Origin of the sequence: Ornithinicoccus hortensis (genome assembly GCF_006716185.1) — a bacterium.
Taxonomy (GTDB): domain Bacteria; phylum Actinomycetota; class Actinomycetes; order Actinomycetales; family Dermatophilaceae; genus Ornithinicoccus; species Ornithinicoccus hortensis.
Genome location: NZ_VFOP01000001.1, coordinates 760,639 through 784,481 on the forward strand (window position 1 = coordinate 760,639; position 23,843 = coordinate 784,481).

Below are 23,843 nucleotides of genomic sequence, written 5' to 3' on the forward strand. Positions count from 1 at the left end.
GAGCCATGCGAAACATTGTACACCGTATGACGTACAGCGTAAGGAGTTTTCGGTAGGGTCTTCTTCCATGAGTCCCGCGCCCCCCGCGAACGCCGCCGACGACCGCGTGCTGCGGTTGCTCTGGCGCCACCACCTCCCGGCCGTGGGTCGCCGCGGTCCCCGTCCCAAGCACTCGGTGGACGACGTGGTCACCGCGGCGATCGCGCTGGCCGACCACGGCGGACTGGACGGGCTGAGCGTGCGGTCGGTCGCCCAGGAGCTCGGGATCTCGACCATGTCGGTCTATACGCACGTCCCCGGCAAGGAGGAGTTGCTGCTGCTCATGCTGGACGCGCTGTATGCCGAGCTGCCCCGACCGCCGTACCGGAGTCCCGGCTGGCGGTCCCGGGTCGTCGAGGTGGCCGAGCGCAACCGGCAGCTGTTGCGCGACCACCCCTGGGCGACCGAGCTCGCCGTGCTGAGCCGCCCCTCGCTGGGGCCCGGCCAGACGGCGAAGTACGAGCACGAGCTCGCGGCCCTGGCCGGCAGCGGGCTGGCCGACGTGCAGGTCGACGCGGCGCTGTCGCTGGTGCTGGGGTTCGTCCAGCAGCAGGTGCGCAGCGAGCACGACCTGCGTCGTGCGGCAGCGGCCTCGGGGGTCAGCGACCAGGAGTGGTGGGCCGCCAACGGGCCGTTGCTGGCCGAGCTGGTCGACCCGGACGACTACCCCCTGGCGGCCCGGATCGGGACGGCCGCGGGGGAGGCGCTCGGCAGCGCCTATGCCCCCGACGCGGCCTGGGAGTTCGGCCTGGCCAGGATCCTGGACGGACTGGCGGCGCTGATCGACCGGTGAGGCGCCGGCGCCCCCTCCCCGGCCGAACCCCCCTGCCGCGCAGCGGTGGGGCACGGCATACTCAGATCATGTCCACCACGACCCAGACCCAGCCGCAGAGCACCACCCCCGCCGACCCCGCCAAGGCAGCGGCGATCCGGGAGTTGAGTCGAGAGCACGTCTTCGTGTCGTGGTCGGCCCAGGCGAAGGTCGATCCGCTGCCCCTCGCCGGGGGCCTGGGGGCGCGGTTCTGGGACTACGAGGGCAACAGCTACCTCGACTTCACCTCGCAATTGGTCAACGTGAACATCGGCTACCAGCACCCGCGACTCGTGGCGGCGGTGCAGGAGGCGGCCGGTCGGCTGATGACGGTCGGGCCGAACTTCGCCAACGAGGGCCGCGCCGAGGCCGCCCGCCTGATCAGCGAGCGGGCGCCGGAGCGGATGCGCAAGGTCTTCTTCACCAACGGTGGCGCCGAGGCGGTCGAGAACGCGATCCGGATGGCCCGGGCGCACACCGGCCGGCACAAGGTGCTCGCCTCCTACCGCAGCTACCACGGCGCCACCAGCGGGGCGCTCTCGCTCACCGGTGAGGCGCGCCGGTGGGGCACCGAGCCGGGGCTGCCCGGCATCGTGCACTTCTGGGGCCCGTACCTCTACCGCTCGACCTTCCACGCGACCACCCCGGAGGAGGAGTCCGAGCGGGCGCTGGCCCACCTGCGGCAGACCGTGCTGGCGGAGAACCCGCAGAACGTCGCCGCGATCATCCTGGAGCCGGTCGTCGGCACCAACGGCATCCTGGTCCCGCCGCCCGGTTACCTGGAGGGCGTCCGGGCGCTGTGCGACGAGTTCGGCATCATGTTCATCGCCGACGAGGTGATGGCCGGCTTCGGCCGCACCGGCAAGTGGTTCGCCTTCTCCCGGTGGGGGGTCCGGCCCGACCTGATCACCTTCGCCAAGGGCGTCAACTCCGGCTACGTGCCGCTCGGTGGCGTGGTGATCTCCGACGAGGTCGGGGCCTCCTTCGAGGAGACGCCGTATGTCGGTGGCCTCACCTACTCCGGTCACGCGCTGGCCACCGCCTCGGCGGCCGCCGCGATCACGATCATGGAGGACGAGGGCATCGTGGACAACGCCGAGCAGCTCGGCAGCGACGTCATCGGCCCGGCGCTCGCCGAGCTGGCCGACAAGCACGCCGCCATCGGTGAGGTGCGCGGACTCGGGGTGTTCTGGGCGGTCGAGCTGGTCGCCGACCGGCAGACCCGGGAGCCGCTGGGCGCGGAGAAGGTGGCGGCCGTGGTCCAGGCCTGCAAGGAGCGGGGGATGTGGCCGTCCCCGGTGAGCAACCGGCTCCACCTGGTGCCGCCATGTGTGATGACGGCCGAGGAGGCCCGCGAGGGCATCGCCGCCCTCGATGAGGCCCTGTCCGCGGCGCTCTGAACGGGGGCTGGCAGGTGGCGGGCGAGGCGATGCTCGAGGTGCGGATCAGCGTGCCCGACCAGGCCACCGGCGAGCAGCTCGCCGCTGCGCTGGTCGAACGCCGGCTGGCGGCCTGCGTGCAGGTCCTCGGGCCGATGACGTCCGTCTACGTTTGGGAGGGCGCAGCCGAGCGGGCTCGGGAATGGTTGCTGCTCGCCAAGACCACGACCGCCGCCTTCGACGACCTCTGCGCCGCCGTGGGCCAGCTGCATCCCTACGACGTGCCCGAGGTGCTGGCTGTGCCGGTCGAGCGGGCACTGCAGCCGTATGCCGAGTGGCTGCGGGAGGCAGTCGGGCCACCGGGCTGACCTGCTGACCCCATCACCCGGCGTTTCCGGCGGGTCGTTCTGGGTGTGTCGCGGTCGGGGTCCGCGGGCTCAACGACGCGTGCGTAGGCGCTGATTCTCCCTGCGCAGCCGGCGGACCTCATCTTCCAGGGAGAGTACCCGTGCGATGCCGGCCAGGTTGAGGCCCTCGGCAAGCAGGTCCCGGATGCGGTGCAGCCGCTCGATGTCGGCGACGCTGTACAGCCGGGTGCCACCCGCCGTGCGGTCCGGCTCGAGCAGGCCACGCCGCTCGTAGACCCGCAGGTTCTGCACCTGCATGGAGACCAGTCGCGCTGCCACCGAGATGGCGTACACGCCCTTGTTCGTGCTGCCCATTCTTCCGCCTCCTGGGGTAGATCATAGGCCATCGGAAATATATACTGGGTGATACAGGTTATGCCTAGCGGAGGCATCATCCACGAACTGTCAGAGGAGGACACCATGATGTTGCTGCGCACTACCGACCCGTTCCGGGACTTCGACCGGATCGCCCAGCAGGTCTTCGGGACCACCAACCGTCCGGCCGCCATGCCGATGGACGCCTGGCGGGAGGGCGACACGTTCGTGGTCGAGTTCGACCTGCCCGGAGTGGCCAAGGAGAGCATCGACCTGGACATCGAGCGCAACGTGCTCACCGTGAAGGCCGAACGCGTCGTCCGCAACGGGGACTGGCAGATGCTGGCCAGCGAGCGTCCCCGCGGGGTGTTCAGCCGCCAGCTCGTGCTGGGCGACAACCTCGACCTCGAGCGGATCGAGGCGCACTATGACGCCGGGGTGCTGAGGCTGCAGATCCCCGTGGCGGAGAAGGCCAAGCCGCGCAAGATCGAGATCGCCGGTGTCGCCAGCGATCGCGAGCAGACCGCGATCGAGGCCTGACACGTCCGTCGACATGCCGATGGCCGCCCCGTGTGGGGCGGCCATCGGTCGTTGTGGAGCGGGCGACGAGAATCGAACTCGCGTATTCAGCTTGGGAAGCTGATGTTCTACCATTGAACTACGCCCGCAGGATTTCCGCGCCAGTGTAACCGACACCGCGCCGCGGACCGAACCGGCACGTCGCGGAGGGCGCAGTCCGCCGGTTAGTCTGTGGCGGTGCTCCTCTCCGACCGCGACATCCACGCCCAGATCGACGGCGGGCGCGTGCGCCTGGACCCGTGGGACCCCACGATGGTGCAGCCCTCCAGCGTCGACGTCCGGCTGGACCGCTACTTCCGGTTGTTCGACAACCACAAGTACCCCGTCATCGACCCGGCGCAGGACCAGCCGGAGCTGACCAGGCTGGTCGAGGTCGACCCTGGGGAGAGCTTCGTGCTGCACCCCGGTGAGTTCGTGCTCGGGTCCACCTTCGAGGAGATCACCCTCCCGGACGACGTGGCCGCCCGGGTGGAGGGCAAGTCCTCGCTCGGACGCCTCGGCCTGCTGACCCACGCGACCGCCGGGTTCGTCGACCCGGGCTTCACCGGGCACGTCACCCTCGAGCTGTCGAACGTGGCCACCCTGCCGATCGTGCTGCACCCCGGCATGAAGATCGGCCAGCTCTGCTTCTTCCAGCTCTCCAGCCCCAGCGAGCACCCCTATGGCTCGCAGGCCAAGGGGTCGCACTACCAGGGGCAGCGGGGCCCGACGGCCAGCCGCTCGTTCCAGAACTTCCACCGCACTGACGTCTGAACGGGCCACCGCCCGCCCAGGGCTATACAGTCGGTGAATGATCCGTCTCGAGGGCGTGACCAAGCGCTACGCCGATGGGACGGTCGCCGTCGACGACCTGACGCTGGAAGCCCCCACCGGCAAGATCACCGTCCTGGTCGGGCCCAGCGGCTGCGGCAAGACGACGTCGCTGCGGATGATCAACCGGATGATCGAGCCCACCTCCGGGCGCATCCTGATCGACGGGGACGACACGGCTGACCTCCCTGCAGCACAGTTGCGACGCGGCATCGGCTACGTGATCCAGCACGCCGGCCTCTTCCCGCACCGCACGGTGCTCTCCAACGTGATGACCGTGCCCCGGCTGCGCGGCCGCTCCAGGGCCGCCGCCCGGGACCGGGCGATGGAGGTGCTCGAGCTCGTCGGCCTGCCCGGCGACTACGCCCGGCGCTACCCGAGCCAGCTCTCCGGCGGGCAGCAGCAACGGGTCGGCGTGGCCCGGGCGCTCGCCGGCGACCCTGACGTGATGCTCATGGACGAGCCGTTCAGCGCCGTGGACCCAGTCGTCCGGGAGAGCCTGCAGGACGAGTTCGCCCGGCTGCAGCAGGAGCTGGGGCTGACCATCGTGCTGGTGACCCACGACATCGACGAGGCCATCAAGCTGGGTCATCGGGTCGCGGTGCTCCGGGTCGGCGGCCGGTTGGCGCAGTTCAGCGCACCCGACGAGTTGCTCGCCCACCCGGCGGACGACTTCGTCGCGGACTTCGTGGGGCGGGACCGCGGATACCGGGCGCTGAGCTTCGTGTCCGAGGAGGTGCCGCTGCACCACGAGGAGCCGATCCGGTTGGGCGCCGACGCCCCGGGCCCCGGGACCGCGGACGGTGCCGACCCGTGGCGGTTGGTGGTGGACGGCGAGGACCACCCCCAGGGCTGGGTGCACCTGCCCACCCTCGAGGGGGGCCCGGTCGGGCGCGCCGACCTGCAGCTCGGGGGGACGCTGGCGGACCGGGGTGGGTCCCTGCGGACCCTGCTCGACGCGGCGCTGTCGTCCCCGAGCGGGCGCGGCGTGGTCGTCCACGAGGGCCGACTCGCCGGCACGGTCCGCGCCGACGAGGTCGTCAGCGTCATCCAGCGCACGGGGCGGCCCACCCCGTGAGAGTGCTCGGTGTCGAGCTGGACCGCATCCTGGAGCTGACCCTCCAGCACACCTACCTGGCCGGCATCCCGCTGCTCATCGGGCTGTTGGTGTCCCTCCCGCTGGGGTGGCTGGCGCTGCAGCGCCGCTGGCTTTACACCCCGCTGATCGCCGGGACGGGGCTGCTCTACACGATCCCCAGCCTGGCCCTGTTCATCGTGCTGCCCGGCGTCCTGGGCACCCGGATCCTGGACCCGATCAACGTCGTCGTGGCGATGACGGTCTACACGATCGCCCTGGTCACCCGCACCGTCGCGGACGGTCTGGGATCGGTCCCGCACGAGGTCACCCAGGCCGCGACCGCGATGGGCTACTCACCCGCCCGGCGCGTCGTGGCGGTCGAGCTGCCGCTCGCGGTCCCGGTGATCTCGGCCGGGTTGCGGGTCGCCGCGGTCAGCAACGTCTCCATGGTGTCCGTCGCCGCGCTGGTAGGGGTCGCCCAGCTGGGCTCGCTGTTCACCGACGGGTTCAACCGCAACGCGATGGAGCCGATCGTCGTGGGGGTGCTGGCCTGCGTGCTGCTGGCCGTGCTGTTCGACCTCCTCATCCTGGGCGTGACCCGCCTGCTGACCCCATGGCTGGCGGTGGCCCGCGCGTGATCACCTCGGTCCTGGACTGGCTGACCGACCCGGCGAACTGGACCGGGCCGGGCGGGATCCCCGCGCAGACGCTGACCCACCTGCGCCTGTCGTTCACCGCGCTCCTGCTGGCGGGACTGATCGCCGTGCCGCTGGGCCTGTATGTCGGCCACACCGGCCGGGGTCGGGTGGTGGCGGTCAACATCGTGGGCGCGTTCCGGGCGATCCCGTCCCTGGGCATCCTGTTCATCGCGGTCCTGCTGTTGCTGCCCCGGCTGTCCGGCGAGGCAGCATACGAACTGCCGACCCTCATCGTCCTGGTCCTCCTCGCGATCCCGCCGATCCTCTCGGGGGTGTATGCCGGGATCGCCCAGGTGGACCCGGCCGCCAGGGATGCGGCCCGGGGGATGGGGATGACCGGCGGGCAGGTGCTGTGGCAGGTGGAGGTCCCGTGCGCGCTGCCGCTGGCCCTCTCCGGGATCCGCTCGGCGATGATGCAGATCATCGCCACGGCCACGATCGCGGCCGTGGTCGGCCTCGGGGGACTGGGCCGCTTCCTGTTCGACGGGCAGGCGCTCCAGCAGTACGACCGGATGGCCGGCGGTGCCCTGGCGGTGGCCGCGCTCGCCCTGCTCGTGGACCTGCTGCTGGCCGGCATCCAGCGCCTGGCGGTGTCCCCGGGCCTGAAGGCGGACCGTGGTCCCCGTCGAATCAGGAGGCGACTGTCAGCCGATCCGCGTAGCGTCGGCTCTGGCACGGTGGACGAGCCGGCCGAGAACGTCGCATCCGCATGACCCCGCACGCGTCCAGGAGGACCAGATGATTCGCAAGACCGTCGTTCCCGCCGGGATCCTCCTGGCCGCCCTCGCGCTGACCGCGTGCGGCGGGTCGGGCGACCCGCTGGACAACGAACAGGCCGACGGCGACGCGGGATCCGGCGCCGCCGGTGGGGAGGGCGTGGCCATCGGGTCGGCGAACTTCCCCGGCAACGTGCTGCTGGCCGAGATCTATGCCGCGGCGCTCGAGGACGCGGGTGTCGAGGTCACCAAGACCCTGAACATCGGCAACCGGGAGACCTACATCGCGGGGTTGGAGGACGGCTCTATCGACCTCATCCCGGAGTACACCGGCGCCCTGGCCGTCTACTTCAACCCGGACGCCGAGGCCACCGAGTCCGACGCGGTCTACGGGGAGCTGCAGGACGCGCTGCCCGACGGGCTGACCGTCCTCGAGCCGTCGTCGGCCGAGGACAAGGACTCGATCGTGGTGACCAGCGAGACGGCGGAGGAGTACTCGCTCACCGCCATCGGTGACCTGGCGCCCGAGGCGCCCAACCTGGTGCTCGGCGGGCCGCCGGAGTTCGCCGAGCGGCCCTACGGGGTGCCGGGCCTGAGCGAGGTCTACGGGCTGGAGTTCGCCTCGTTCCGTCCGCTGGCCGCCGGGAGCAACCTGACGGTGCAGTCGCTGCTCAATGGTCAGGTCGACGCGGCCAATATCTTCACGACCGATCCCGCCATCGCCGAGAACGGCCTGGTGGTCCTGGAGGACCCCGAGTCGCTCTTCGCGGCCCAGAACGTCGTGCCGCTCATCACCGAGGACGCGTTGACCCCCGAGATCGAGACGGCCCTCAACGACGTCTCGGCGGCGCTGAGCACCGAGGAGCTGTCGGGGATGATGTCCGAGGTCGTCACCGACGGCCAGGACCCCGCCACCGTGGCCCGCGCCTTCGTCGACGAGCACCTCTGACCGGTCGGCGACCCGACCTGGGGGCACGGGGCTCAGACGCCGTCCGGATGGGCGGCGTCCCAGGCCCGGCTGACCTTCTGCGGGACGCACATCCGCCAGGCCTCGACGACGAACTCGCGGGCCTCGGCCGGCTCGAGGCGGTCCATCCGGGCCCGGACCCAGTTGAACCTCAGGTCGCTGGCCGCGGGCAGCATGAAGGTGTCGGGGTCGCTGGCGATCAAGCCGTCCCGCTCCTCCTTCGGGAACGCGAACTCGATGACCTCCTCGTCGCGGGAGAAGGCGACGAAGACCAGGGACCCCACCCGGAACTTGCGGCGGTCGCGCACGAACACCTCATAGGCGCGCTCGAGCGTCAGGGCCACCGAGCGGATGTCCTCCACGTCAGCCATTGCGGATCCGACCGTCCATGGTTCCAGTCAAGCAGCGTTCGCAGCGGGGCGTCCGATGCCGATCGTGACCGGGCCCTCCTGGATGGGGTTGGATGACGCCATGCTGCGCGTGTCCTGGCCCGAGGCCAACGCCCGGCGGCTCTCCCGGCAGTTCCACCGGACGACCTCGCCGGCCGGGGCGGTCCACCAGATGCTGGCAGCGCAGGCACAGGTCGCGAGCGCAGCCGAGGTCTCCATCGCCCTGCGCCTGTCGTCGGGGAGGTGCGCCGACGTGCGTTCCGCGCTCGCCGGGGGAGAGCTGATCCGCGCCGCGGGGCTGCGGGGGACCATCCACACCGTTGCCGCGGATGACCTGGCGCTCTGGGTCGGGGTCTTCGGGAGTATGCCGTCCGCCCGGTGGCCGGGCAGGGGTGACCTCGAGCCCTCACCGGAGGAGGTCGACAGGCTCTGTGCGGCGATCGGGGCGGCAGTCTCCGAGGAGACGGAGCCCCTGACGCTGGACGAACTGCACGAGGGCGTCGTGGCGCGGGCCGGAGCCTGGGCGGGGGAGCCGGTGATGCCCGCCTTCCAGACGATGTGGCCCCGGTGGCGCCTGGTCCAGGCGGTCGCGGCCCGTCGCGGCCTGCTCTCCTTCGGACCCAACCGCGGGCGAGCGGTCACCTTTGCGGCCCCGCCTGCCTTCGAGGCCGTGGAGCCGGAGGACGCCGTCGCAGTGTTGCTGGATCGCTATCTACGCGCCTACGGGCCCTCCACCCCCGCCGCCTACGCGAAGTGGCACGCCGCACCCATCGGCTGGGCGAACCGGACCTTCGAGGCGTTGGCCGCCCAGGGCCGGATCGCTCAGGTCGACTTCGACGGCATACCTGCGTGGTTGGCCCGCGACGACGTCGACTTCGCGGTGGAGCCACCACTCGGCGTCCTGTTGCTGCCCTACTTCGACGCGCTGGCCATCGCGGCCTACCCACGTGAGCGCTTCTTCCCCGGGCGGGCCTCCGAGCGTGCCCTCGCCGGGGGACAGGCGGGCAACTTCCCGGTGGTCCTGCTCGACGGTGAGGTCGCCGGTGTGTGGCACCAACGCAAGGCCGGGCGACGGGTGAGGATCACCGTCGAGATGCTCGACCCGCTGCCCCGCTCACGCCGTGCGGAACTGGAGTCGGCAGTGGCGCACCTCGGGGTGCTGCAGGACCTGCAACCGGACCTCGTCCTCGGCGAGGTGACGACTGGCCCGCACGCCTGACGGCGAGCGACGGTGTCAGCTCAACCAGGAGTCCCCGAGGGCCTTGAGGGCATCGTCGCTGTCGCCGCTGGCATCGCTGTCTGCCTGGCCCTCGTCCTTGGCTGTGTCCGTGTCGTCGTTCCCGTCGACGGGTTCGGGCGCTGGCTGCTCTGAGGGAGCTGACGCTTCCTCGGTGGCCGTGGCCGAGTCGTCGTGCTCCACGGCGGCTTCGGCCTGGGGCACGTCGTCCTCGGGTTCGCCCGCCGGTTCGTCATCAGTCTGGGCCTCGGCGGTCGACTCACTAGGCGCAGCGGTCGTACCTGCGCCGAGCCAGGAGTCGCCGAGGGACTCGAGGTCGTCGTCTGCGGGCTGGGCGGCGGGGGGTGCCGCGTCCGTCTGTTTGGTGGCAGCGTCTGCCTGCTCTTCCGGCGTGGTGTCGGTCGTGTCCTCGTTTCGGGGACGTGCTTGGTCAGGGGTGTCGGTCGTGTCCTCGTTGTGAGGACTTGCCTGTTCGGGGGTGTCGGTGAGCCAGGAGTCGCCGAGGGATTGGAGGTCCTCGTCATCCGCGGGCTGGGCGGCGGCCGGTGCCGCGTCCGTCTCCTCGGTGACGCCGTCGACCTGCTCGTGCTGCTCGGCCACTTCGTCCGGTGCTGCTTCGCCCTTGTCAGTGGCGGTGTCCGTGTCCTCGTCTCGAGGACGCGTCTGATCAGCGGTGTCCTCGTTTTGGGGACGTGCCTGGTCAGGGGTGCTGGTGAGCCAGGAGTCGCCGAGGGATTGGACGTCGTCGGCTGGGGCCGCCGGCGTCGAGTCGGACTCCTCGGTGGCGGTGTCAGTTGTGTCCTCGTCTTGAGGACGTGCCTGGTCAGGGGTGCTAGTGAGCCAGGAGTCGCCGAGGGACTGGACGTCGTCGTCGGCTGGGGCAGCCGGCGTTTCGGTCTGCTCGTCCGGCGTTGCCTCGGTCGGCTCGGTGGCGGTGTCGGTGGTGTCCTCGTTTTGAGGACTTGCCTGGTCAGGGGTGCTGGTGAGCCAGGAGTCGCCCAGGGACTGCACGTCCTCTTGGGGCTCAGCTGTCGGCGTGGTCTCGGTCGGCTCGGTGGCGGTGTCAGTGGTGTCCTCGTTTTGAGGACTTGCCTGGTCAGGGGTGCTGGTGAGCCAGGAGTCGCCCAGGGACTGCACGTCCTCTTGGGGCTCAGCTGTCGGCGTGGTCTCGGTCGGCTCGGTGGCGGTGTCAGTGGTGTCCTCGTTTTGAGGACTTGCCTGGTCAGGGGTGCTGGTGAGCCAGGAGTCGCCCAGGGACTGCACGTCCTCTTGGGGCTCAGCGGCCGGCGTGGCCTCGGTCGGCTCGGTGGCGGCCTCAGCGGTGTCCTCGTTTTGAGGACTTGCCTGGTCAGGGGTGCCGGTGAGCCACGAATCGCCCAGGGACTGCGCGTCCTCGGGCTCGGCTTCGGACGCCGGCTCGCTGGTGGGCCCGGAGGAGAGCCAGGAGTCCCCCAGGTCCTGCGGGGACTGGTCCGCCTCCTCGGTCTCACCCGCAGTAGCAGCGGCTGCTGCCCCCGCAGTCGCCGCACCCGCTCCGGCCGCTGCCGTGGCAGAAGGGGCGGTCGCGTCGTCGGCGGTCTTCGCCGCCGGCTCCGGGGCAGCATCGGTCGTGACGTCAGCCTGCTTGTCGGTGGTCGCGGCGTCGACATCCTGACCGCGGCGCACGGCCGCCAGCAGCATTTGGGCGACGTCGACGACCTCGACCTCCTCGCGCGCCCCCTCGGACTGCTTCTGGGTGAGTCCGTCGGAGAGCATCACCCGGCAGAACGGACAGCCGATGGCGATCCGGTCCGCGCCGGTGGCAAGGGCCTCGTCGGTCCGGTTCAGGTTGATCCGGGACCCCAGCTTCTCCTCCATCCACATCCTGGCGCCGCCGGCGCCGCAGCAGAACGACTTCTCACCGCTGCGGGGCATCTCCCGCAGCTCGACGCCGGGGAGGGCACCGAGGAGTTCGCGGGGCGGGGCGTAGACACCGTTGTGCCTGCCCAGGTAGCACGGGTCGTGGTAGGTCACGGTGGACGCGGTGGAGGCGACGCCGGTCGTGTCGGCGGTCTCCGGTCGGGCGACGGGCGTCAGCTTCTTCTCCCGGACCAACCGGTTCAGCAGCTGGGTGTGGTGCACGACCTCGTACTTGCCGCCGAGCTGCGGGTACTCGTTCTTGATCGTGTTGAAGCAGTGGGCGCAGGTGACCACGATCTTGGTGGCACCGACCTCGTTGAGCGTCTCCACGTTCTGCTGGGCCAGCATCTGGAACAGGAACTCGTTGCCGGCCCGCCGCGCGGGGTCACCGGTGCAGCTCTCGCCGTCACCCAGCACCGCGAACGAGACGCCGGCGGTGTCCAGCAACTCGGCCACGGCCCGGGTGGTCTTCTTCGCCCGGTCCTCGTAGGCGCCCGCACAGCCGACCCAGAAGAGGTAGTCGACCGAGTCCAGGTCCTCGACGTCCTGCCCGGCAACCTTGACCTCGAAGGGCAGGCCCTTGGCCCACTCGAGCCGGGCGCGGGCCGACATACCCCACGGGTTCTGCTTGTTCTCCAGGTTCTTGAACAGTCCGCCCAGCTCGCTGGGGAAGGCCGACTCGATCAGCGTCTGGTAGCGGCGCATGTCCACGATCGCGTCCACGTGCTCGATGTCGACCGGGCACTGTTCCACGCACGCGCCGCAGGTGGTGCAGGACCACAGCACGTCCGGGTCGACCACGGCCCCGCCGCTGGGCACCGTCGGGTCACCCTCGGTGGCGCCGACCAGCGGGCGCTCGGCCTCCAGCAGTGCCGCGGCCGGGATGCCCTGGCCCGAGCCCGCTGCCGCGTCCCGCTCCTCCTGCGTCGCCAGCAGCCAGGGGGCCTTGGCGTGGTGGTGGTTGCGCAGCCCCATCATCAACATCTTGGGCGACAGCGGCTTCTCGGTGTTCCAGGCCGGGCACTGCTCCTGGCAGCGGCCGCACTCGGTGCAGGTGGAGAAGTCGAGCAGCCCTTTCCAGGTGAAGTCCTCGACCTTGCCGACCCCGAGGGACACGTCCTCATCGAGGTCCTCGACGTCCTCGAAGCTCAACTCCTTGCCGGCGACGACGATCGGCTGCAGCTCGCCCAGCGAGGTGCGTCCCTCCGCGTGCCGCTTGAACCAGATGTTGAAGAACGCCAGGAAACGGTGCCAGGCCACACCCATGGTGGGCGTGACCGCGATGGTGATCATCCAGCCCATCGAGATCAGGATCTTGACCAGCGCGATGACGATGATCGTCGTCTCCAGCGCCCCGACTGGCATGCCCTCGAAGAAGCTCCCGACCCAGCCGGTCGTGGGGAAGTGGACCGCGTCCGCCCACTCGGCCCCGGTGGCCTTGCCGAGCGCCGACTCCAGGCCGCGCAGCAGCACGATGCAGATGCCCACGCCGAGGATGACGAACTCCACGACATACGCCTGCCAGAAGGTGGACCCCCAGAACCGGCTCTTGCGGTCCAACGAGCGCGGGTGCTTGCGCTGGCGGACCACGATGAGCAGCACGATGCCGACGAGGGTGCCCCAGCCGAACAGCTCGGCCAGCCAAATGTAGGGCGGCCAGTGGCCGATGAGCGGCAGGGCGAAGTGGGGGTCGAACAACTGCCCGTATGCCGTGGCGAGGGTCGTGGTGAGCAGGAGGAACCCCAGCATCACGAACCAGTGGGCCGCGGCCACGGCCGGTTTGCGCGCCATCCGGGTGTGCCCCAGGAACTCCCGGGCCAACGTGACGGTCCGGGCCAGCGGGTCGTCGGTCCGCCCCACGGCCGGTTGCCCGACCCGGAACTTCGCGACGAAACCGGCGATGGTCCGCACGAACAGGAAGACCGCGACCAGCGTGACGCCCAGGCCCAGGATGAGGGCGATGATCTGCACCGGAGACATGTGGGGCAGTCTACGGACCGGGCCTTTCAGGGGTCGGGTGGCGTGATCTCACCCCCACGGAATAACGTGTGATTAGAACTCGTATAACACGTCAGACCCCCCGGCATCCGGCCGGAACCGACCGAAAGGCAAATCTGTGGCCGTTCACGACGACATCACGCAGGTCATCGGCAATACCCCCCTCGTCCGTCTCAACCGGCTGACCGAGGGGCTCGACGCCACCGTGGTCGTCAAGCTGGAGTCGCAGAACCCGGCGGCCTCGGTGAAGGACCGGATCGGCGCCTCGATCATCGACGCGGCGGTCGAGTCCGGGGAACTGCAGCCCGGCGGCACCATCGTGGAGGGCACCTCCGGCAACACGGGGATCGCCCTGGCCATGGTCGGCGCGGCACGCGGGTACCGGGTGGTGCTCGCGATGCCGGAGACGATGAGCCTGGAGCGTCGCGCGCTGCTGCGCGCCTACGGTGCCGAGCTGGTGCTCACGCCGGGCGCGGACGGGATGAAGGGAGCCGTCGCCAAGGCCGAGGAGATCGCCGAGGCGGAGGGCGCCGTGCGGGCCCGCCAGTTCGCCAACCAGGCCAACGTCGCGATCCACCAGGCCACGACGGGTCCGGAGATCTGGGCGGACACCGACGGCGGTGTCGACATCTTCGTGGCCGGCATCGGGACCGGCGGCACGATCACCGGCGCCGGGCGCTACCTGCGCGAGCAGAAGCCCGACGTGCAGGTCGTGGCCGTCGAGCCGATCGACTCCCCGATCCTGTCGGGCGGCGCGCCCGGTCCGCACAAGATCCAGGGGCTGGGTGCCAACTTCGTGCCCGAGATCCTGGACACCGAGATCTACAACGAGGTCGTCGACGTCGCCCTGGACGACGCGGTGCGGGTCTCCCGGGACCTGGCCACCAAGGAGGGGATCCTGGCCGGTATCTCCGCCGGTGCCAACGTCTGGGCCGCGCTGCAGATCGCCGCGCGCCCCGAGGCGGCCGGGAAGACCATCGTGGTCATCGTGCCGGACTTCGGCGAGCGCTACCTGTCGACGGTGCTCTTCGAGGGCCTGACGGACTGATGTTGCGGCAGGTGCCGGGACGCGACCGGGACCGGGACCGGGCGGACGGTATGCCGTCCGTCCGGCCCGCGGCGATGCTCCGGGGTGCCTGGGGCAGGGTGGTCGAGGACCTCGACGCCGCGGTGGAGCGCGACCCCGCCACCGACAGCCGGCTGGAGATGGCGCTGGCCTCCCCTGGGCTGCACGCGCTGTGGAGCCACCGGATCGCCCACGCGATGTGGCGCCGGGGTGGCCGGGCCAAGCTGCCGGCCAGGTTGCTCTCCCACGTGGCCCGGACAGTCACCGGGGTGGAGATCCACCCCGGAGCCACCATCGGCCGCCGCGTCTTCATCGACCACGGCATGGGCGTAGTCATCGGGGAGACGGCCGAGGTGGGGGACGACGTGATGATGTATCACGGCGTCACCCTCGGTGGCCGGTCCATGCAGCCGGTCAAGCGGCACCCGACCATCGAAAGCGGTGTCACGCTCGGCGCCGGCGCCCGGTTGATCGGCCCGGTGACCGTCGGTGCCGGGGCCCAGATCGGCGCCAACGCCGTCGTCGTGCGCGACGTTCCCGACGGTGCGACCGCCGTGGGGGTGCCAGCCGTCGTGCGCATCCCGGAGAGCGAGCCGACGGCCGACCAGTTGTTTGCCGACCCCGCCCTCTGGATCTGATCCGCCTACTGCTCGACCGTTCCGTCTGCGACACGAGACACCGCAGCCTGCCCCGCCAACTCCACCCGTGCGGACGGGTTGGCCAGATAGAACCGGAGCGCCTCGAGCAGACGCTCCGGGTCCACCGCCAGCTCGCGGACGGCCACCGTGGGGTACGGAGTTCCTGAGACGGCAGCCAGGGCGTCCTTGCGGCGGGGTGTGGTCCCGGTGCCCGCGGGCGGATGCGTCAGTTCGAGGGTGAGCCAGTTCTCCACCGAATTCATCGATCCGCGCCTCGCGCCACCCGACCAGTGCGCACGCACGGCGGTGATGTCATCCCACGGCACTGCCACTGCCTCACGGCGGTTGCGCAGCTCGACGGCCTGCGTCCCGATCACGATCCCCGGCGGGCCGGCGGCCCGGGACCGCAGCGCGGCCCAGGCGCCGACCAGGAACACGACCCCGAACGCCAGGCAGACCACGACCCCGACCAGGCTGAGCCACCGCGAATCCGTCAGCACGGCATACAGCAACACCCCCGCTCCAGCCAGGAACAGCAAGCCGAGCACGGCGAACGCGATGACCTGCAGCGGACTGTTCGGCTGGGTGGGGACGAACAGTCCGTGGTCGCCCGCCCCCGTCTGCGTGATCCGTGGCGGGATACGCCGTCCCGGCGTGTTGAGCGACCACGTGACCCACCCCAGCGCGAGCCCCCCGGCGACCAGCAGGAGGCCGGGCAGGAGCCCACCCGCGCCGAGTGAAACGCCCCCCGCGGCGGCGATGGCGCCGCCGACGAGTGCGCCCACCACCCGGGTCACCGACGACCGGCGGGGCGACAACTGCCACCCTTCGCCGGTCGACCGCTGAAGGAGGGAGCGCCCCTCCGTTATCAAGGAAGCTTGTCGCCGCCGGGACCGAATCCGGTCGTGTCCACCACGGTGTCACCAGTGGAGCCGTCCACCGCGCCGGTGGCGTTCTCGTAGGAGCCGTCCACTCCGGTCGCCTCGTGACCAGTCACCTTGGACTTGGCCTGGGAGGCGGCGTCCTTGGCGACATCGCCGACCTTCTGGGCCACCTCCGGAGCCTGCGCCTTGACCTCCTCGACCTTCTCCTGGACCTTCGGGTTGCCCCAGACCTCGTTGGCCTTCCCGGCGATCTGGTCATAGCGCTCACGACCGGCCTTGGCGCCGAGGATGTAGCCGATGCCCACCCCGACGAGCAGCAGGATCTTCTTCATGTGCGTCTCCTTTCGCTGGGTCCTCTTGCTTCGGACACTACCGGCCGGTCACCGCGAGCGCACACGAGACGGGAAGGGAGGGCAGGCGAGGAGCACAGACCGTTCGGCGGAGGGTGTGGGATTCGAACCCACGGACGTTTCCGTCGGGCGCTTTCAAGGCGCCTGCACTCGGCCACTATGCGAACCCTCCCGGTCCCGGTGCGCCACCGGGCCGCAGCCGCCATCATCCCATCCGGAGCCGATGCACCGAAACCCGGCGAGATGCGCCGAAACGACACGGGTCCTGCTACCGTTGTCTGAGGTTGAAGTTGCAGTTCCTCGCAGTGATCAGCATGAAGCCGTTCTCGTAACGGTCTTGCACAGCACAGAGTCGGGCATGTCCCGGTCCGTGGGGGGTTTCATCTAACGGCCGGTTCCTCCACGACCTGTGGGGGTTCGCACACGCACAGCAGAAAGAGATTCCCATGGCACAGGGAACCGTGAAGTGGTTCAACGCTGAGAAGGGCTTCGGCTTCATCGCTCAGGACGGTGGCGGTCCGGACGTGTTCGTCCACTACTCGGCCATCGAGACCAACGGCTACAAGACGCTCGAGGAGGCCCAGCGGGTCGAGTTCGAGGTCACCCAGAGCCCCAAGGGGCCGCAGGCTGACGCCGTTCGTCCCGTCTGAGGTTCAACCTCACCAACGACACAACCAAGAACCCCCCGAGCCGACCGGCTCGGGGGGTTCTCGGTTGTCTGCGGTGCCTCAGCAGACGGCGCCGACCTCGGTCAGCTCGTCCTTCGGCTCCTCGGTCGTCTCCATCGACCCGTCGTCGGTGGGGGCCTGCGTGGTCGACTCCTCCGTCGTGGTCTCCGCGCCGGTGGCGTCCTCGGAGGCGCCCGCGTCGGCCGGGGTCGTGGGGGTCGGCTCGGGCGGGTTGATGGCCTCGTCCACGATGGCCCGGATCTCGGCGTAGTCCGGGTCGGCGGTGTCGAGGTTCTCGTTGGTGAACGGCAGGCTCTTGATCTCGCCCTGCTGCACCCGCAGCACCAGCTCGGCCCACGCCGGCAGGTCGTCCGGGGCGATGCTCACCGAGATGTTCTCACCGGCGACCGAGGCGATCTGCGGGTACCGCTGGAGCATCGTCATCGGGTTCACCTGCTGCACGACCGCCGCGACGACGCACCGCTGGCGGCGCATCCGGGAGAAGTCGTCGCTGGTGATCCGGGAGCGGCTGTACCAGAGCGCCTGGTAGCCGTTCAGCTTCTTCGGTCCGACCTCCAACCAGCCGTTCTCGGTGCCCTCGATCAGGTGCGAGTTGCCGGCGGCGTCGGTCCAGGTCTGCCCGCCCAGCGGGATCCGCTCCTGGACGTTGATCTCGACCCCGCCCATCGCGTCGATGAGGTCCTTGAACCCGTCGAGATTGATGATGACCGTGTAATTGATCGGCTGGCCGATCACCTCGGAGAGGACCTCACGGGTCGCGGTGAGCCCGGGGTTGTCGTCGCCCTCGAACCACTCGGGGTGCATGTCGGCCTGCACCTCGGCCTCGGTCCAGATGCCGTTCATCAGGCACTCGTTGCCGCAGTTGTAGCCGTCCGGCCAGGCATTGTGCAGCGGGCTGTCCTCGGGGATGGGCACCTGCTGGAGGTTGCGGGGGATGCCGAAGAGCACGGTGTCACCGGTCTCGGTGTCAATGCTGGCGATGATCATCGAGTCGGTGCGGACCCCCTCGCGGTTGTCCCCGGCGTCGGATCCCAGGAGCAGGACGTTCACGTGGCTGGTGTGCGCCCAGGGGTCATCGGCCTCGAGGCGGGGCCCCTCGCCCCCGGAGTCGTCGGTCGAGCTGCCGCCCCCGGCGGTGGACGGCCCGGTGAAGATCTTGTCGACCGCGTCGGTGTGCGCATCGATGTAGCGCAGCCCCATCGCCACCGGCGCCGCGATCACCAGGCACATCACCGCGGTGAAGACGCTCAGGCCGACCCGCTGGCCGGTGCTCGGCGAGCTGGGGCGGGTGGTCAGGGCGGTGAGCACGATCGACCCCATCCACACCAGGCCGCCGACCACGAGGCCGATCGCGAGCATCCGCAGCAGTCGCGGGCGGGTGGCCAGGTCGAGGGCCGACTCCAGGGCTCCCCGGTTGACGACATACCAGACGACGGCGATCAGGCCGATGACGGCGACGGTGAGCAGTGCCAGCCCGAGGGTGCGGCGACGGGTCAGGCTCAGCCCGGCGCCGGGGACGACCGTGCCCAGGGCGGTGAGCCCCAGCGAGCGCCCCAGCGAGCCGTCGTCCTCGCGGACCATCCGGCGGGCCTCGGCCCGGGACCGGGGCGTGCCGTCGGCCACCCGGCCGGCGCGGTAGGTGAAGGCCGGTGCGTCCCCGGCGTCGTCGGCCTCTCCTGCCTCCTGTTGCTCCACCGGGTCCGGAGTCTCGCCGGGTTGCGACGGTTCGCCGGTTTGCGACGGTTCGCCGGGCTCGCCGGCGGCACCGGGATCGCGGGGTGGCTCTCCGCCGCGGGGGGGCAGGAAGGACATGGAGCACCTTTCGGGAGGTCGGTCGTCATCTTCTCTCACTATGACGCTGCGGGGGAACCCGACCGTTTTGGTCAAGTCCACATCCCGCGGGTACCCTGGCAGCCGTTCCTTGGCTGTCAACGACCCGGGGGGCGTGGAGGCGTCGCCTAGTCTGGTCTATGGCGCCCGCCTGCTAAGCGGGTTTGGGGCTACAACCCCATCGAGGGTTCAAATCCCTCCGCCTCCGCCGCGACACTGCGTCAGAGCAGGACAGAACCCTCGTACCCAACGGGTGCGAGGGTTCTGTGGTTCCCAGGCCGAGATCTGACCTCACGCGGGGGTGTCGCTGTCCGCGCCGTCGTCGGTGGGGTCCTCGTCCGGGTCGGAGCCGGAGACCGCCTCGTCGGCTGCCCGGTCGGCGACCTGGGCATCCTCCGAACCGCCCTCCCGGATCCGTTGGTCCATCTCGTCGACGGTCTCCGCCACCCGGGCGGCGTCGCTGCCGGGAGGGACCGGCTCGTCGGCGGGCAACGGGTGGGCGCCGGTCCCTGGGTCCTGGGGTCGCGGTTCCATCGGGATCTCCTGTCGTGCGTCGGACGGGACCGGGGCGGGCCCCGGTCCAGCCAACCAGATCAGGCGTCGAGGCGCTGACTCAGCGTGTCCAGCTCGTCGCTGAGCTGGGCCGGGAGCGAGTCGCCGAACTTGGCGAACCACTCCTGGATCATCGGCACCTCGGCCCGCCACTCCTCGGCGTCGAAGGCCAGCGCGGCCGCCACCTGCTCCTCGTCCATGTCCAGGCCGGTGGTGTCGATGTCGGCCGGGTCCGGTTGGAAGCCGATCGGGGTCTCGGTTGCGCTGACCCGACCCTCGATGCGGTCGATGACCCACTTGAGCACGCGGGTGTTCTCGCCGAACCCGGGCCACAGGAAACCACCATCGGCGTCCCGGCGGAACCAGTTCACCAGGAAGATCTGCGGCATCTTCGACTCGTCGTGCTGCTTGCCGAGGGTGAGCCAGTGCCCCAGGTAGTCCCCGGCGTTGTAGCCGATGAACGGCAGCATCGCCATCGGGTCGCGGCGCACCACGCCGACCGCACCGGTGGCGGCGGCCGTGGTCTCCGAGGACAGGGTGGCGCCCAGGAAGGTGCCCTGCTGCCAGTCCCGCGCCTGCGTCACCAGCGGCACGGTCGTCTTGCGCCGGCCGCCGAACAGGATCGCCGAGATCGGCACCCCGCGTGGGTCGGCATACTCCGGAGCCAAGGTCGGGACCTGCTCAATCGGGGTGCAGAACCGGCTGTTCGGGTGGGCGGCCGGCCGGCCGCTGTCCGGTGTCCAGTCGTTGCCCAACCAGTCGGTGAGCTGCGCGGGCGCCTCGTCGGTCATCCCCTCCCACCAGACGTCGCCGTCGGGGGTGCGGGCGACGTTGGTGAAGATCGAGTTGCCCTGCTCCACGGTGTGCATGGCCGTCGGGTTGGTGCCCCACCCGGTGCCCGGGGCGACCCCGAACAGGCCGAACTCCGGGTTCACGGCATACAACCGGCCGTCCTCGCCGAACCGCATCCAGGCGATGTCGTCACCGACGGTCTCCGCCGTCCAGCCCTCGAGGGTCGTCTGCAGCATCGCCAGGTTGGTCTTGCCGCACGCCGACGGGAAGGCGGCCGCCACGTAGTGGACCTCGCCCTGCGGGGAGGTGAGCTTGAGGATGAGCATGTGCTCGGCCATCCAGCCCTCGTCCCGGGCGATCGCCGAGGCGATGCGCAGCGCGTAGCACTTCTTGCCGAGGAGGGCGTTGCCGCCGTAGCCGGAGCCGTAGGACCAGATGGCCCGCTCCTCCGGGAAGTGCACGATGTACTTGGTGGTGTTGCAGGGCCAGGCCACGTCCTGTGCGCCCTCGGCCAACGGCGCGCCCACCGAGTGCAGTCCCTTGACGTAATCGGCCTGCAACTCCTCCATCCGGGCCAACACCGGGTCCCCGATGCGGGCCATGATGCGCATCGAAGCGACGACATAGGCGCTGTCGGTGATCTCGATGCCGAACATCGGCTGCTCGGCGTCCAGGTGTCCCATGACGAACGGGATGACGTACATCGTGCGGCCGGCCATCGCGCCGTCGAACAGCGGGGTGAGGGTCGCCTTCATCTCCTCCGGCGCCATCCAGTTGTTGGTGTGGCCGGCGTCCTCCTCGCGCACCGAGCAGATGTAGGTGCGGTCCTCGACCCGGGCGACGTCCTCGGGGTCCGACGCGGCGTGGAAGGAGTTGGGCTTGGTGGCGTCGTCGAGCCGGGTGAAGGTGCCCGACGCGACCAGGGTCTCGTTGATCTGGCCGGACTCCTCGTCGGATCCGGTCACCCAGACGACCCGGTCCGGGCGGGTCAGCGCGGCAACCTCCCTGACCCAGGCGTCGAGCTCGGTGTGCGTGGTGCCCCCGTGGGCGGTGCTGTCCATGACCGTGTCAGTCCCTTCTGGCGCCGTTGCCAGGTCGTCGTGGTTTGGGGGCAAACCTACTCGTTGTAGGAGTGCCTACTGGTACGCCTCGGGTGTTGCCTTGCTCACGTCCCGGAGTACCCCGACGTCTCGATTTCCGGACGGGGCCCCTGCTCCGGTATTGTGAGGCGCTGTTGCCGGTCGGCGACACTGCGCCCGTAGCTCAACGGATAGAGCATCTGACTACGGATCAGAAGGTTAGGGGTTCGAATCCCTTCGGGCGCGCGCTGTGTTGAGACAGTAGGTGAACGCCCCCGGGACCCCCGGGGGCGTTCGCTGTTCCGGGGACGTCATCTCGCACGGTCGGTGGGCCGGGGCAGCCTTCTCAGGACCCGCTATCGGGCAGCGGTGATCGCTGCAGTGAATGCCTGGATCGCGGGGGTGTTGCTACTTCCGGTGCGGGTGGAGAGGGTGACCGCGCGGGCATGCTCGGTGGGGATCAATCGAATGGCCGGATCCGGACGATGGGCGAGGCGGGGCAGGAAGGCGGCGGCGTGCCCCCGGGCGACAATGGCTGCGTGGAGCAGGAGGTCTGCGGTCTCGTAGCGGACCGTGGGCTCGAACCCGGCAGCTCGGCAGGTGGCGGTCGCCCAGGTGCGCGGGGCGGAGCCGGCATGTTCCATCACCCAGGGTGCGCCGGCGAGGTCCGCGAGGTCGTGCGCGGTCCAGGTAGCGGGGACGGCGAGTAGGAGCGGGTCGTCGACGAGCGTGCTGGTGGTGACGCCGGGGTGGGGTGCGGCCGGATTGCCGGGTAGCTCTCGGAGAGGACGAGATCGAAGTCACGGGCCAGCAGCGCGGGGATGGCGGCCTCGGCATTGAGGTGGTGAAGGCGACGGCCAGGTTTGGGTGGGCCTCGCTGAGACGGTCGATGGCGTCGAGGACCAGGGCGTGGTCGGCCCGTTCGAGTTCCCGGAGGATCGTCTCGGTGCGGGCGACGCGACCAGGGCATCGAGACGCGGCGTCCGATCGAGATCGCCGCATTCACCGAGGAGGAGGGCGTCCGGTTCGGGACCGACATGCTTGGTTCGGCGGTCGCCGCCGGCAGGATCACGCTCGACGATGCCTACAACTGGTCACCGCTGACGGGCTGCGGTTCGGCGACGAACTGGCACGGATCGGCTTCAAGGGCACCCGGGATGTCCGGTTGGACCCGCCCCACGCCTATGTGGAATGCCACATCGAGCAGGGGCCAGTGCTACTGCGTCACGGCACCGCGATCGGGGTGGTCACCGGGGTCCAGGCGATCTCCTGGCAGAAGGTGACCCTGCACGGACGGGCCGCACACGCGGGCACCACCCCGACAGAACTGCGGGTGGACGCCGGCCTCGCGGCGGCGCAGATCGTCGTCCAGGTCCGAGAGATGGTGCGTTCGGGCAGGTACGGGCGGTTGCGCGGCACCGTCGGGCTCATCGCTAGCTCCCCGGGGCTACCCAGCGTGGTCCCGGACCGAGCCGAATTGACCGTCGACCTGCGCAACCCCGACGACGAGCACATGGCCGCTGCAGAGGCCGACCTCGCCGCCTTCCTGGCGGCCCTGCCGGAGGCGCAGCCTGCTCCAGGGCTACGGGTAGAGACCAGGGGGATGGCCAGGACGCACCAGGTGCCCTTTGATCGGGGCGTCCAGGACACCATCGCCACGGTGGCCTCGCGTCTGGGGCACAAGACGATCCGTGTGATGTCTGGCGCGGGACACGATGCGCAGGAGATGGCGGCCATCGCCCCGACCGCGATGATCTTCGTCCGCGGCCAGTACGACGGCATCAGCCACAATCCCCGCGAGTACTCGACCCCGGAAGACTGCGCCGCCGGCATCACCGTGCTCGCCCACACGATCCTCGAACTGGCCGAAGACCCGAAGGGCACTCGATGAGCAGCCAGTCAGCGCTCGCCTGGTGCCACCAGTTGCACCAGATCCCGGAAACCGCCTTCAACGAGCACCGCACGTCGGCCTTCGTCGCTAAGACCCTGCGCTCGCTCGGCATCGAGGTGGAGACGGGTATTGGCGGCACCGGCGTGGTCGGAACCCTCACCCGCGGCACCTCCGAGCAGGTCGTCGGCCTCCGCGCCGACATGGACGCCCTGCCCCTCCGGGCGCAGACCGGGCTGCCCTACGCCTCCCGTCACGAGGGGACCATGCATGCCTGCGGACACGATGGGCACATGGCCATGGTCCTGGGGGCCGCCGAGTCCCTGACCCGGGACGAGCACCTCGATGGCACCGTGCGGTTCATCTTCCAACCCGCCGAGGAAAGGGTGCTGCAGCCATGATCGAGGACGGCTTGTTCGACCGGTTTCCGGTCGACGCGCTCTACGGCCTGCACAACATCCCCGGCCTTCCTGCGGGCCGCCTCGCCACCCGGACGGGAGCGATCATGGCCAGCGAGGACAACTTCTCGATCGTCGTCACCGGCCGCGGCGGTCACGCCTCGGCTCCGCACCTGGTGATCGACCCGCTCGTCGTCGGTGCGCACATCGTGCTCGGGCTGCTGGACATCGTGGCCCGCAACATCGACCCGGCCGAGTCCGCGGTCCTCTCGTGCACGGAGCTGACGACCGACGGTGCCCGCAACGCCATCCCCACCACGGTGCGCATCACCGGGGACACCCGCAATTTCCCCCC

23 protein-coding genes, 4 tRNA genes and 2 pseudogenes are annotated in these 23,843 nt (G+C 70.2%); 18 read left to right on the forward strand and 11 right to left on the reverse strand.

Annotation, left to right across the window (positions count from 1 at the left end; genetic code table 11):
• Positions 1-67: 67 nt before the first annotated feature.
• The 3 genes from FB467_RS03465 to cutA all read left to right on the forward strand — a co-directional run bounded on the left by FB467_RS03465 (position 68) and on the right by cutA (position 2,597).
• Positions 68-832, forward strand: a complete 765-nt coding sequence (locus FB467_RS03465; protein ID WP_141783859.1) for a TetR/AcrR family transcriptional regulator C-terminal domain-containing protein — start codon at positions 68-70, stop codon at positions 830-832.
• A gap of 68 nt (positions 833-900) precedes the next feature.
• Positions 901-2,250 carry an aspartate aminotransferase family protein gene (locus FB467_RS03470; RefSeq protein ID WP_141783860.1) on the forward strand — a complete coding sequence of 450 codons (1,350 nt, stop codon included), beginning with the start codon at positions 901-903 and terminating at the stop codon, positions 2,248-2,250.
• 14 nt (positions 2,251-2,264) lie between these two features.
• The gene (cutA, locus tag FB467_RS03475) at positions 2,265-2,597 is read left to right on the forward strand and encodes a divalent-cation tolerance protein CutA (RefSeq protein ID WP_211350542.1); all 333 of its coding nucleotides are present in this window, start codon (positions 2,265-2,267) and stop codon (positions 2,595-2,597) included.
• 69 nt (positions 2,598-2,666) lie between these two features.
• Here the strand turns inward: cutA and FB467_RS03480 are convergent, their stop codons facing one another.
• Positions 2,667-2,951 (reverse strand): MerR family transcriptional regulator, encoded by a 285-nt coding sequence (locus FB467_RS03480; protein ID WP_141783861.1) that lies wholly within the window; start codon positions 2,949-2,951, stop codon positions 2,667-2,669.
• A gap of 111 nt (positions 2,952-3,062) precedes the next feature.
• Here FB467_RS03480 and FB467_RS03485 point away from each other — a divergent pair, with 111 nt between their 5' ends.
• Entirely contained in the window at positions 3,063-3,491 is a 429-nt protein-coding gene (locus tag FB467_RS03485; protein WP_425325846.1) for an Hsp20/alpha crystallin family protein, read from the forward strand.
• A gap of 54 nt (positions 3,492-3,545) precedes the next feature.
• Here FB467_RS03485 and FB467_RS03490 read toward each other — a convergent pair.
• A tRNA-Gly gene (locus tag FB467_RS03490) sits at positions 3,546-3,619 on the reverse strand.
• Between the two features lie 88 nt (positions 3,620-3,707).
• On the opposite strand from FB467_RS03490, the gene dcd reads away from it, so the two are divergent.
• The 5 genes from dcd to FB467_RS03515 are packed head-to-tail and all read left to right on the forward strand — an operon-like array spanning position 3,708 to position 7,781.
• Complete coding sequence (dcd, locus tag FB467_RS03495; protein ID WP_141783863.1) at positions 3,708-4,283, forward strand: dCTP deaminase; 576 nt, start codon at positions 3,708-3,710, stop codon at positions 4,281-4,283.
• Positions 4,284-4,320: 37 nt separating this feature from the next.
• Positions 4,321-5,418, forward strand: a complete 1,098-nt coding sequence (locus FB467_RS03500; protein WP_141783864.1) for an ABC transporter ATP-binding protein — start codon at positions 4,321-4,323, stop codon at positions 5,416-5,418.
• The gene (locus tag FB467_RS03505; protein ID WP_141783865.1) at positions 5,415-6,056 is read left to right on the forward strand and encodes an ABC transporter permease; all 642 of its coding nucleotides are present in this window, start codon (positions 5,415-5,417) and stop codon (positions 6,054-6,056) included. The genes FB467_RS03500 and FB467_RS03505 overlap by 4 nt, the downstream gene beginning before the upstream one ends.
• Positions 6,053-6,829 (forward strand): ABC transporter permease, encoded by a 777-nt coding sequence (locus FB467_RS03510; protein WP_228393283.1) that lies wholly within the window; start codon positions 6,053-6,055, stop codon positions 6,827-6,829. The genes FB467_RS03505 and FB467_RS03510 overlap by 4 nt, the downstream gene beginning before the upstream one ends.
• A gap of 25 nt (positions 6,830-6,854) precedes the next feature.
• Entirely contained in the window at positions 6,855-7,781 is a 927-nt protein-coding gene (locus FB467_RS03515; RefSeq protein ID WP_141783867.1) for an ABC transporter substrate-binding protein, read from the forward strand.
• Positions 7,782-7,813: 32 nt separating this feature from the next.
• Here FB467_RS03515 and FB467_RS03520 read toward each other — a convergent pair whose 3' ends face one another.
• Positions 7,814-8,170 carry an MmcQ/YjbR family DNA-binding protein gene (locus FB467_RS03520; protein ID WP_141783868.1) on the reverse strand — a complete coding sequence of 119 codons (357 nt, stop codon included), beginning with the start codon at positions 8,168-8,170 and terminating at the stop codon, positions 7,814-7,816.
• Between the two features lie 55 nt (positions 8,171-8,225).
• Between FB467_RS03520 and FB467_RS03525 the strand changes: the two genes are divergently transcribed.
• Positions 8,226-9,407: a winged helix DNA-binding domain-containing protein gene (locus FB467_RS03525; RefSeq protein ID WP_211350543.1), complete on the forward strand. Its 1,182-nt coding sequence runs from the start codon at positions 8,226-8,228 to the stop codon at positions 9,405-9,407.
• 15 nt (positions 9,408-9,422) lie between these two features.
• On the opposite strand, the gene FB467_RS03530 is transcribed toward FB467_RS03525, so the two are convergent.
• Complete coding sequence (locus tag FB467_RS03530; RefSeq protein ID WP_141783869.1) at positions 9,423-13,304, reverse strand: (Fe-S)-binding protein; 3,882 nt, start codon at positions 13,302-13,304, stop codon at positions 9,423-9,425.
• Between the two features lie 136 nt (positions 13,305-13,440).
• On the opposite strand from FB467_RS03530, the gene cysK reads away from it, so the two are divergent.
• Both cysK and epsC read left to right on the forward strand, forming a co-directional pair.
• Positions 13,441-14,370, forward strand: coding sequence for a cysteine synthase A (gene cysK / locus FB467_RS03535; RefSeq protein WP_141783870.1), 930 nt, complete (start codon positions 13,441-13,443; stop codon positions 14,368-14,370).
• Between the two features lie 50 nt (positions 14,371-14,420).
• On the forward strand, positions 14,421-15,026 hold the full coding sequence (gene epsC, locus FB467_RS03540) for a serine O-acetyltransferase EpsC (protein WP_141786452.1): 606 nt from the start codon (positions 14,421-14,423) through the stop codon (positions 15,024-15,026).
• 5 nt (positions 15,027-15,031) lie between these two features.
• Here the strand turns inward: epsC and FB467_RS03545 are convergent, their stop codons facing one another.
• The 3 genes from FB467_RS03545 to FB467_RS03555 form a co-directional block, all read right to left on the reverse strand.
• Positions 15,032-15,844: a hypothetical protein gene (locus tag FB467_RS03545; RefSeq protein ID WP_141783871.1), complete on the reverse strand. Its 813-nt coding sequence runs from the start codon at positions 15,842-15,844 to the stop codon at positions 15,032-15,034.
• A gap of 50 nt (positions 15,845-15,894) precedes the next feature.
• The gene (locus FB467_RS03550; protein ID WP_141783872.1) at positions 15,895-16,242 is read right to left on the reverse strand and encodes a YtxH domain-containing protein; all 348 of its coding nucleotides are present in this window, start codon (positions 16,240-16,242) and stop codon (positions 15,895-15,897) included.
• 107 nt (positions 16,243-16,349) lie between these two features.
• Positions 16,350-16,432 (reverse strand) — tRNA-Ser (locus tag FB467_RS03555).
• Between the two features lie 274 nt (positions 16,433-16,706).
• On the opposite strand from FB467_RS03555, the gene FB467_RS03560 reads away from it, so the two are divergent.
• Entirely contained in the window at positions 16,707-16,910 is a 204-nt protein-coding gene (locus FB467_RS03560) for a cold-shock protein (RefSeq protein ID WP_141783873.1), read from the forward strand.
• Positions 16,911-16,988: 78 nt separating this feature from the next.
• On the opposite strand, the gene FB467_RS03565 is transcribed toward FB467_RS03560, so the two are convergent.
• Entirely contained in the window at positions 16,989-18,644 is a 1,656-nt protein-coding gene (locus tag FB467_RS03565) for an LCP family protein (protein WP_170230544.1), read from the reverse strand.
• A 252-nt stretch (positions 18,645-18,896) separates the two neighbouring features.
• Between FB467_RS03565 and FB467_RS03570 the strand changes: the two genes are divergently transcribed.
• Positions 18,897-18,987: transfer RNA gene (locus FB467_RS03570), tRNA-Ser, on the forward strand.
• An 83-nt stretch (positions 18,988-19,070) separates the two neighbouring features.
• Here FB467_RS03570 and FB467_RS03575 read toward each other — a convergent pair.
• Positions 19,071-19,313: a hypothetical protein gene (locus FB467_RS03575; RefSeq protein WP_141783875.1), complete on the reverse strand. Its 243-nt coding sequence runs from the start codon at positions 19,311-19,313 to the stop codon at positions 19,071-19,073.
• Between the two features lie 59 nt (positions 19,314-19,372).
• Positions 19,373-21,184: a phosphoenolpyruvate carboxykinase (GTP) gene (locus FB467_RS03580; protein WP_141783876.1), complete on the reverse strand. Its 1,812-nt coding sequence runs from the start codon at positions 21,182-21,184 to the stop codon at positions 19,373-19,375.
• A gap of 191 nt (positions 21,185-21,375) precedes the next feature.
• Here FB467_RS03580 and FB467_RS03585 point away from each other — a divergent pair.
• Positions 21,376-21,448, forward strand: a tRNA-Arg gene (locus tag FB467_RS03585).
• 110 nt (positions 21,449-21,558) lie between these two features.
• Here FB467_RS03585 and FB467_RS03590 read toward each other — a convergent pair.
• Positions 21,559-21,954 (reverse strand): annotated as a pseudogene (locus tag FB467_RS03590) (LysR substrate-binding domain-containing protein); the annotation flags it as partial.
• A gap of 137 nt (positions 21,955-22,091) precedes the next feature.
• Between FB467_RS03590 and FB467_RS03595 the strand changes: the two are divergent.
• From FB467_RS03595 to FB467_RS19515, 3 genes and pseudogenes are all read left to right on the forward strand, one after another.
• Entirely contained in the window at positions 22,092-23,093 is a 1,002-nt protein-coding gene (locus FB467_RS03595; RefSeq protein WP_141783877.1) for a hydantoinase/carbamoylase family amidase, read from the forward strand.
• Complete coding sequence (locus FB467_RS18680; protein ID WP_211350544.1) at positions 23,090-23,491, forward strand: amidohydrolase; 402 nt, start codon at positions 23,090-23,092, stop codon at positions 23,489-23,491. Before FB467_RS03595 ends, FB467_RS18680 begins: the two co-directional genes overlap by 4 nt.
• Positions 23,492-23,595: 104 nt before the next feature.
• Positions 23,596-23,838 (forward strand): annotated as a pseudogene (locus tag FB467_RS19515) (peptidase dimerization domain-containing protein); the annotation flags it as partial.
• Positions 23,839-23,843 lie beyond the last annotated feature (5 nt).

Coding starts and splice junctions, on each gene's coding strand:
- FB467_RS03480 (WP_141783861.1), bottom strand. CDS start 2,951: ATGGGCAGCACGAACAAGGGCGTGTACGCCATCTCGGTGGCAGCGCGA.
- FB467_RS18680 (WP_211350544.1), top strand. CDS start 23,090: ATGAGCAGCCAGTCAGCGCTCGCCTGGTGCCACCAGTTGCACCAGATC.
- FB467_RS03560 (WP_141783873.1), top strand. CDS start 16,707: ATGGCACAGGGAACCGTGAAGTGGTTCAACGCTGAGAAGGGCTTCGGC.
- FB467_RS03575 (WP_141783875.1), bottom strand. CDS start 19,313: ATGGAACCGCGACCCCAGGACCCAGGGACCGGCGCCCACCCGTTGCCC.
- FB467_RS03520 (WP_141783868.1), bottom strand. CDS start 8,170: ATGGCTGACGTGGAGGACATCCGCTCGGTGGCCCTGACGCTCGAGCGC.
- FB467_RS03470 (WP_141783860.1), top strand. CDS start 901: ATGTCCACCACGACCCAGACCCAGCCGCAGAGCACCACCCCCGCCGAC.
- FB467_RS03500 (WP_141783864.1), top strand. CDS start 4,321: ATGATCCGTCTCGAGGGCGTGACCAAGCGCTACGCCGATGGGACGGTC.
- FB467_RS03515 (WP_141783867.1), top strand. CDS start 6,855: ATGATTCGCAAGACCGTCGTTCCCGCCGGGATCCTCCTGGCCGCCCTC.
- FB467_RS03580 (WP_141783876.1), bottom strand. CDS start 21,184: ATGGACAGCACCGCCCACGGGGGCACCACGCACACCGAGCTCGACGCC.
- FB467_RS03530 (WP_141783869.1), bottom strand. CDS start 13,304: ATGTCTCCGGTGCAGATCATCGCCCTCATCCTGGGCCTGGGCGTCACG.
- FB467_RS03550 (WP_141783872.1), bottom strand. CDS start 16,242: ATGAAGAAGATCCTGCTGCTCGTCGGGGTGGGCATCGGCTACATCCTC.
- FB467_RS03465 (WP_141783859.1), top strand. CDS start 68: ATGAGTCCCGCGCCCCCCGCGAACGCCGCCGACGACCGCGTGCTGCGG.
- FB467_RS03525 (WP_211350543.1), top strand. CDS start 8,226: ATGCCGATCGTGACCGGGCCCTCCTGGATGGGGTTGGATGACGCCATG.
- FB467_RS03595 (WP_141783877.1), top strand. CDS start 22,092: ATGGCGTCGAGGACCAGGGCGTGGTCGGCCCGTTCGAGTTCCCGGAGG.
- epsC (WP_141786452.1), top strand. CDS start 14,421: ATGCCGTCCGTCCGGCCCGCGGCGATGCTCCGGGGTGCCTGGGGCAGG.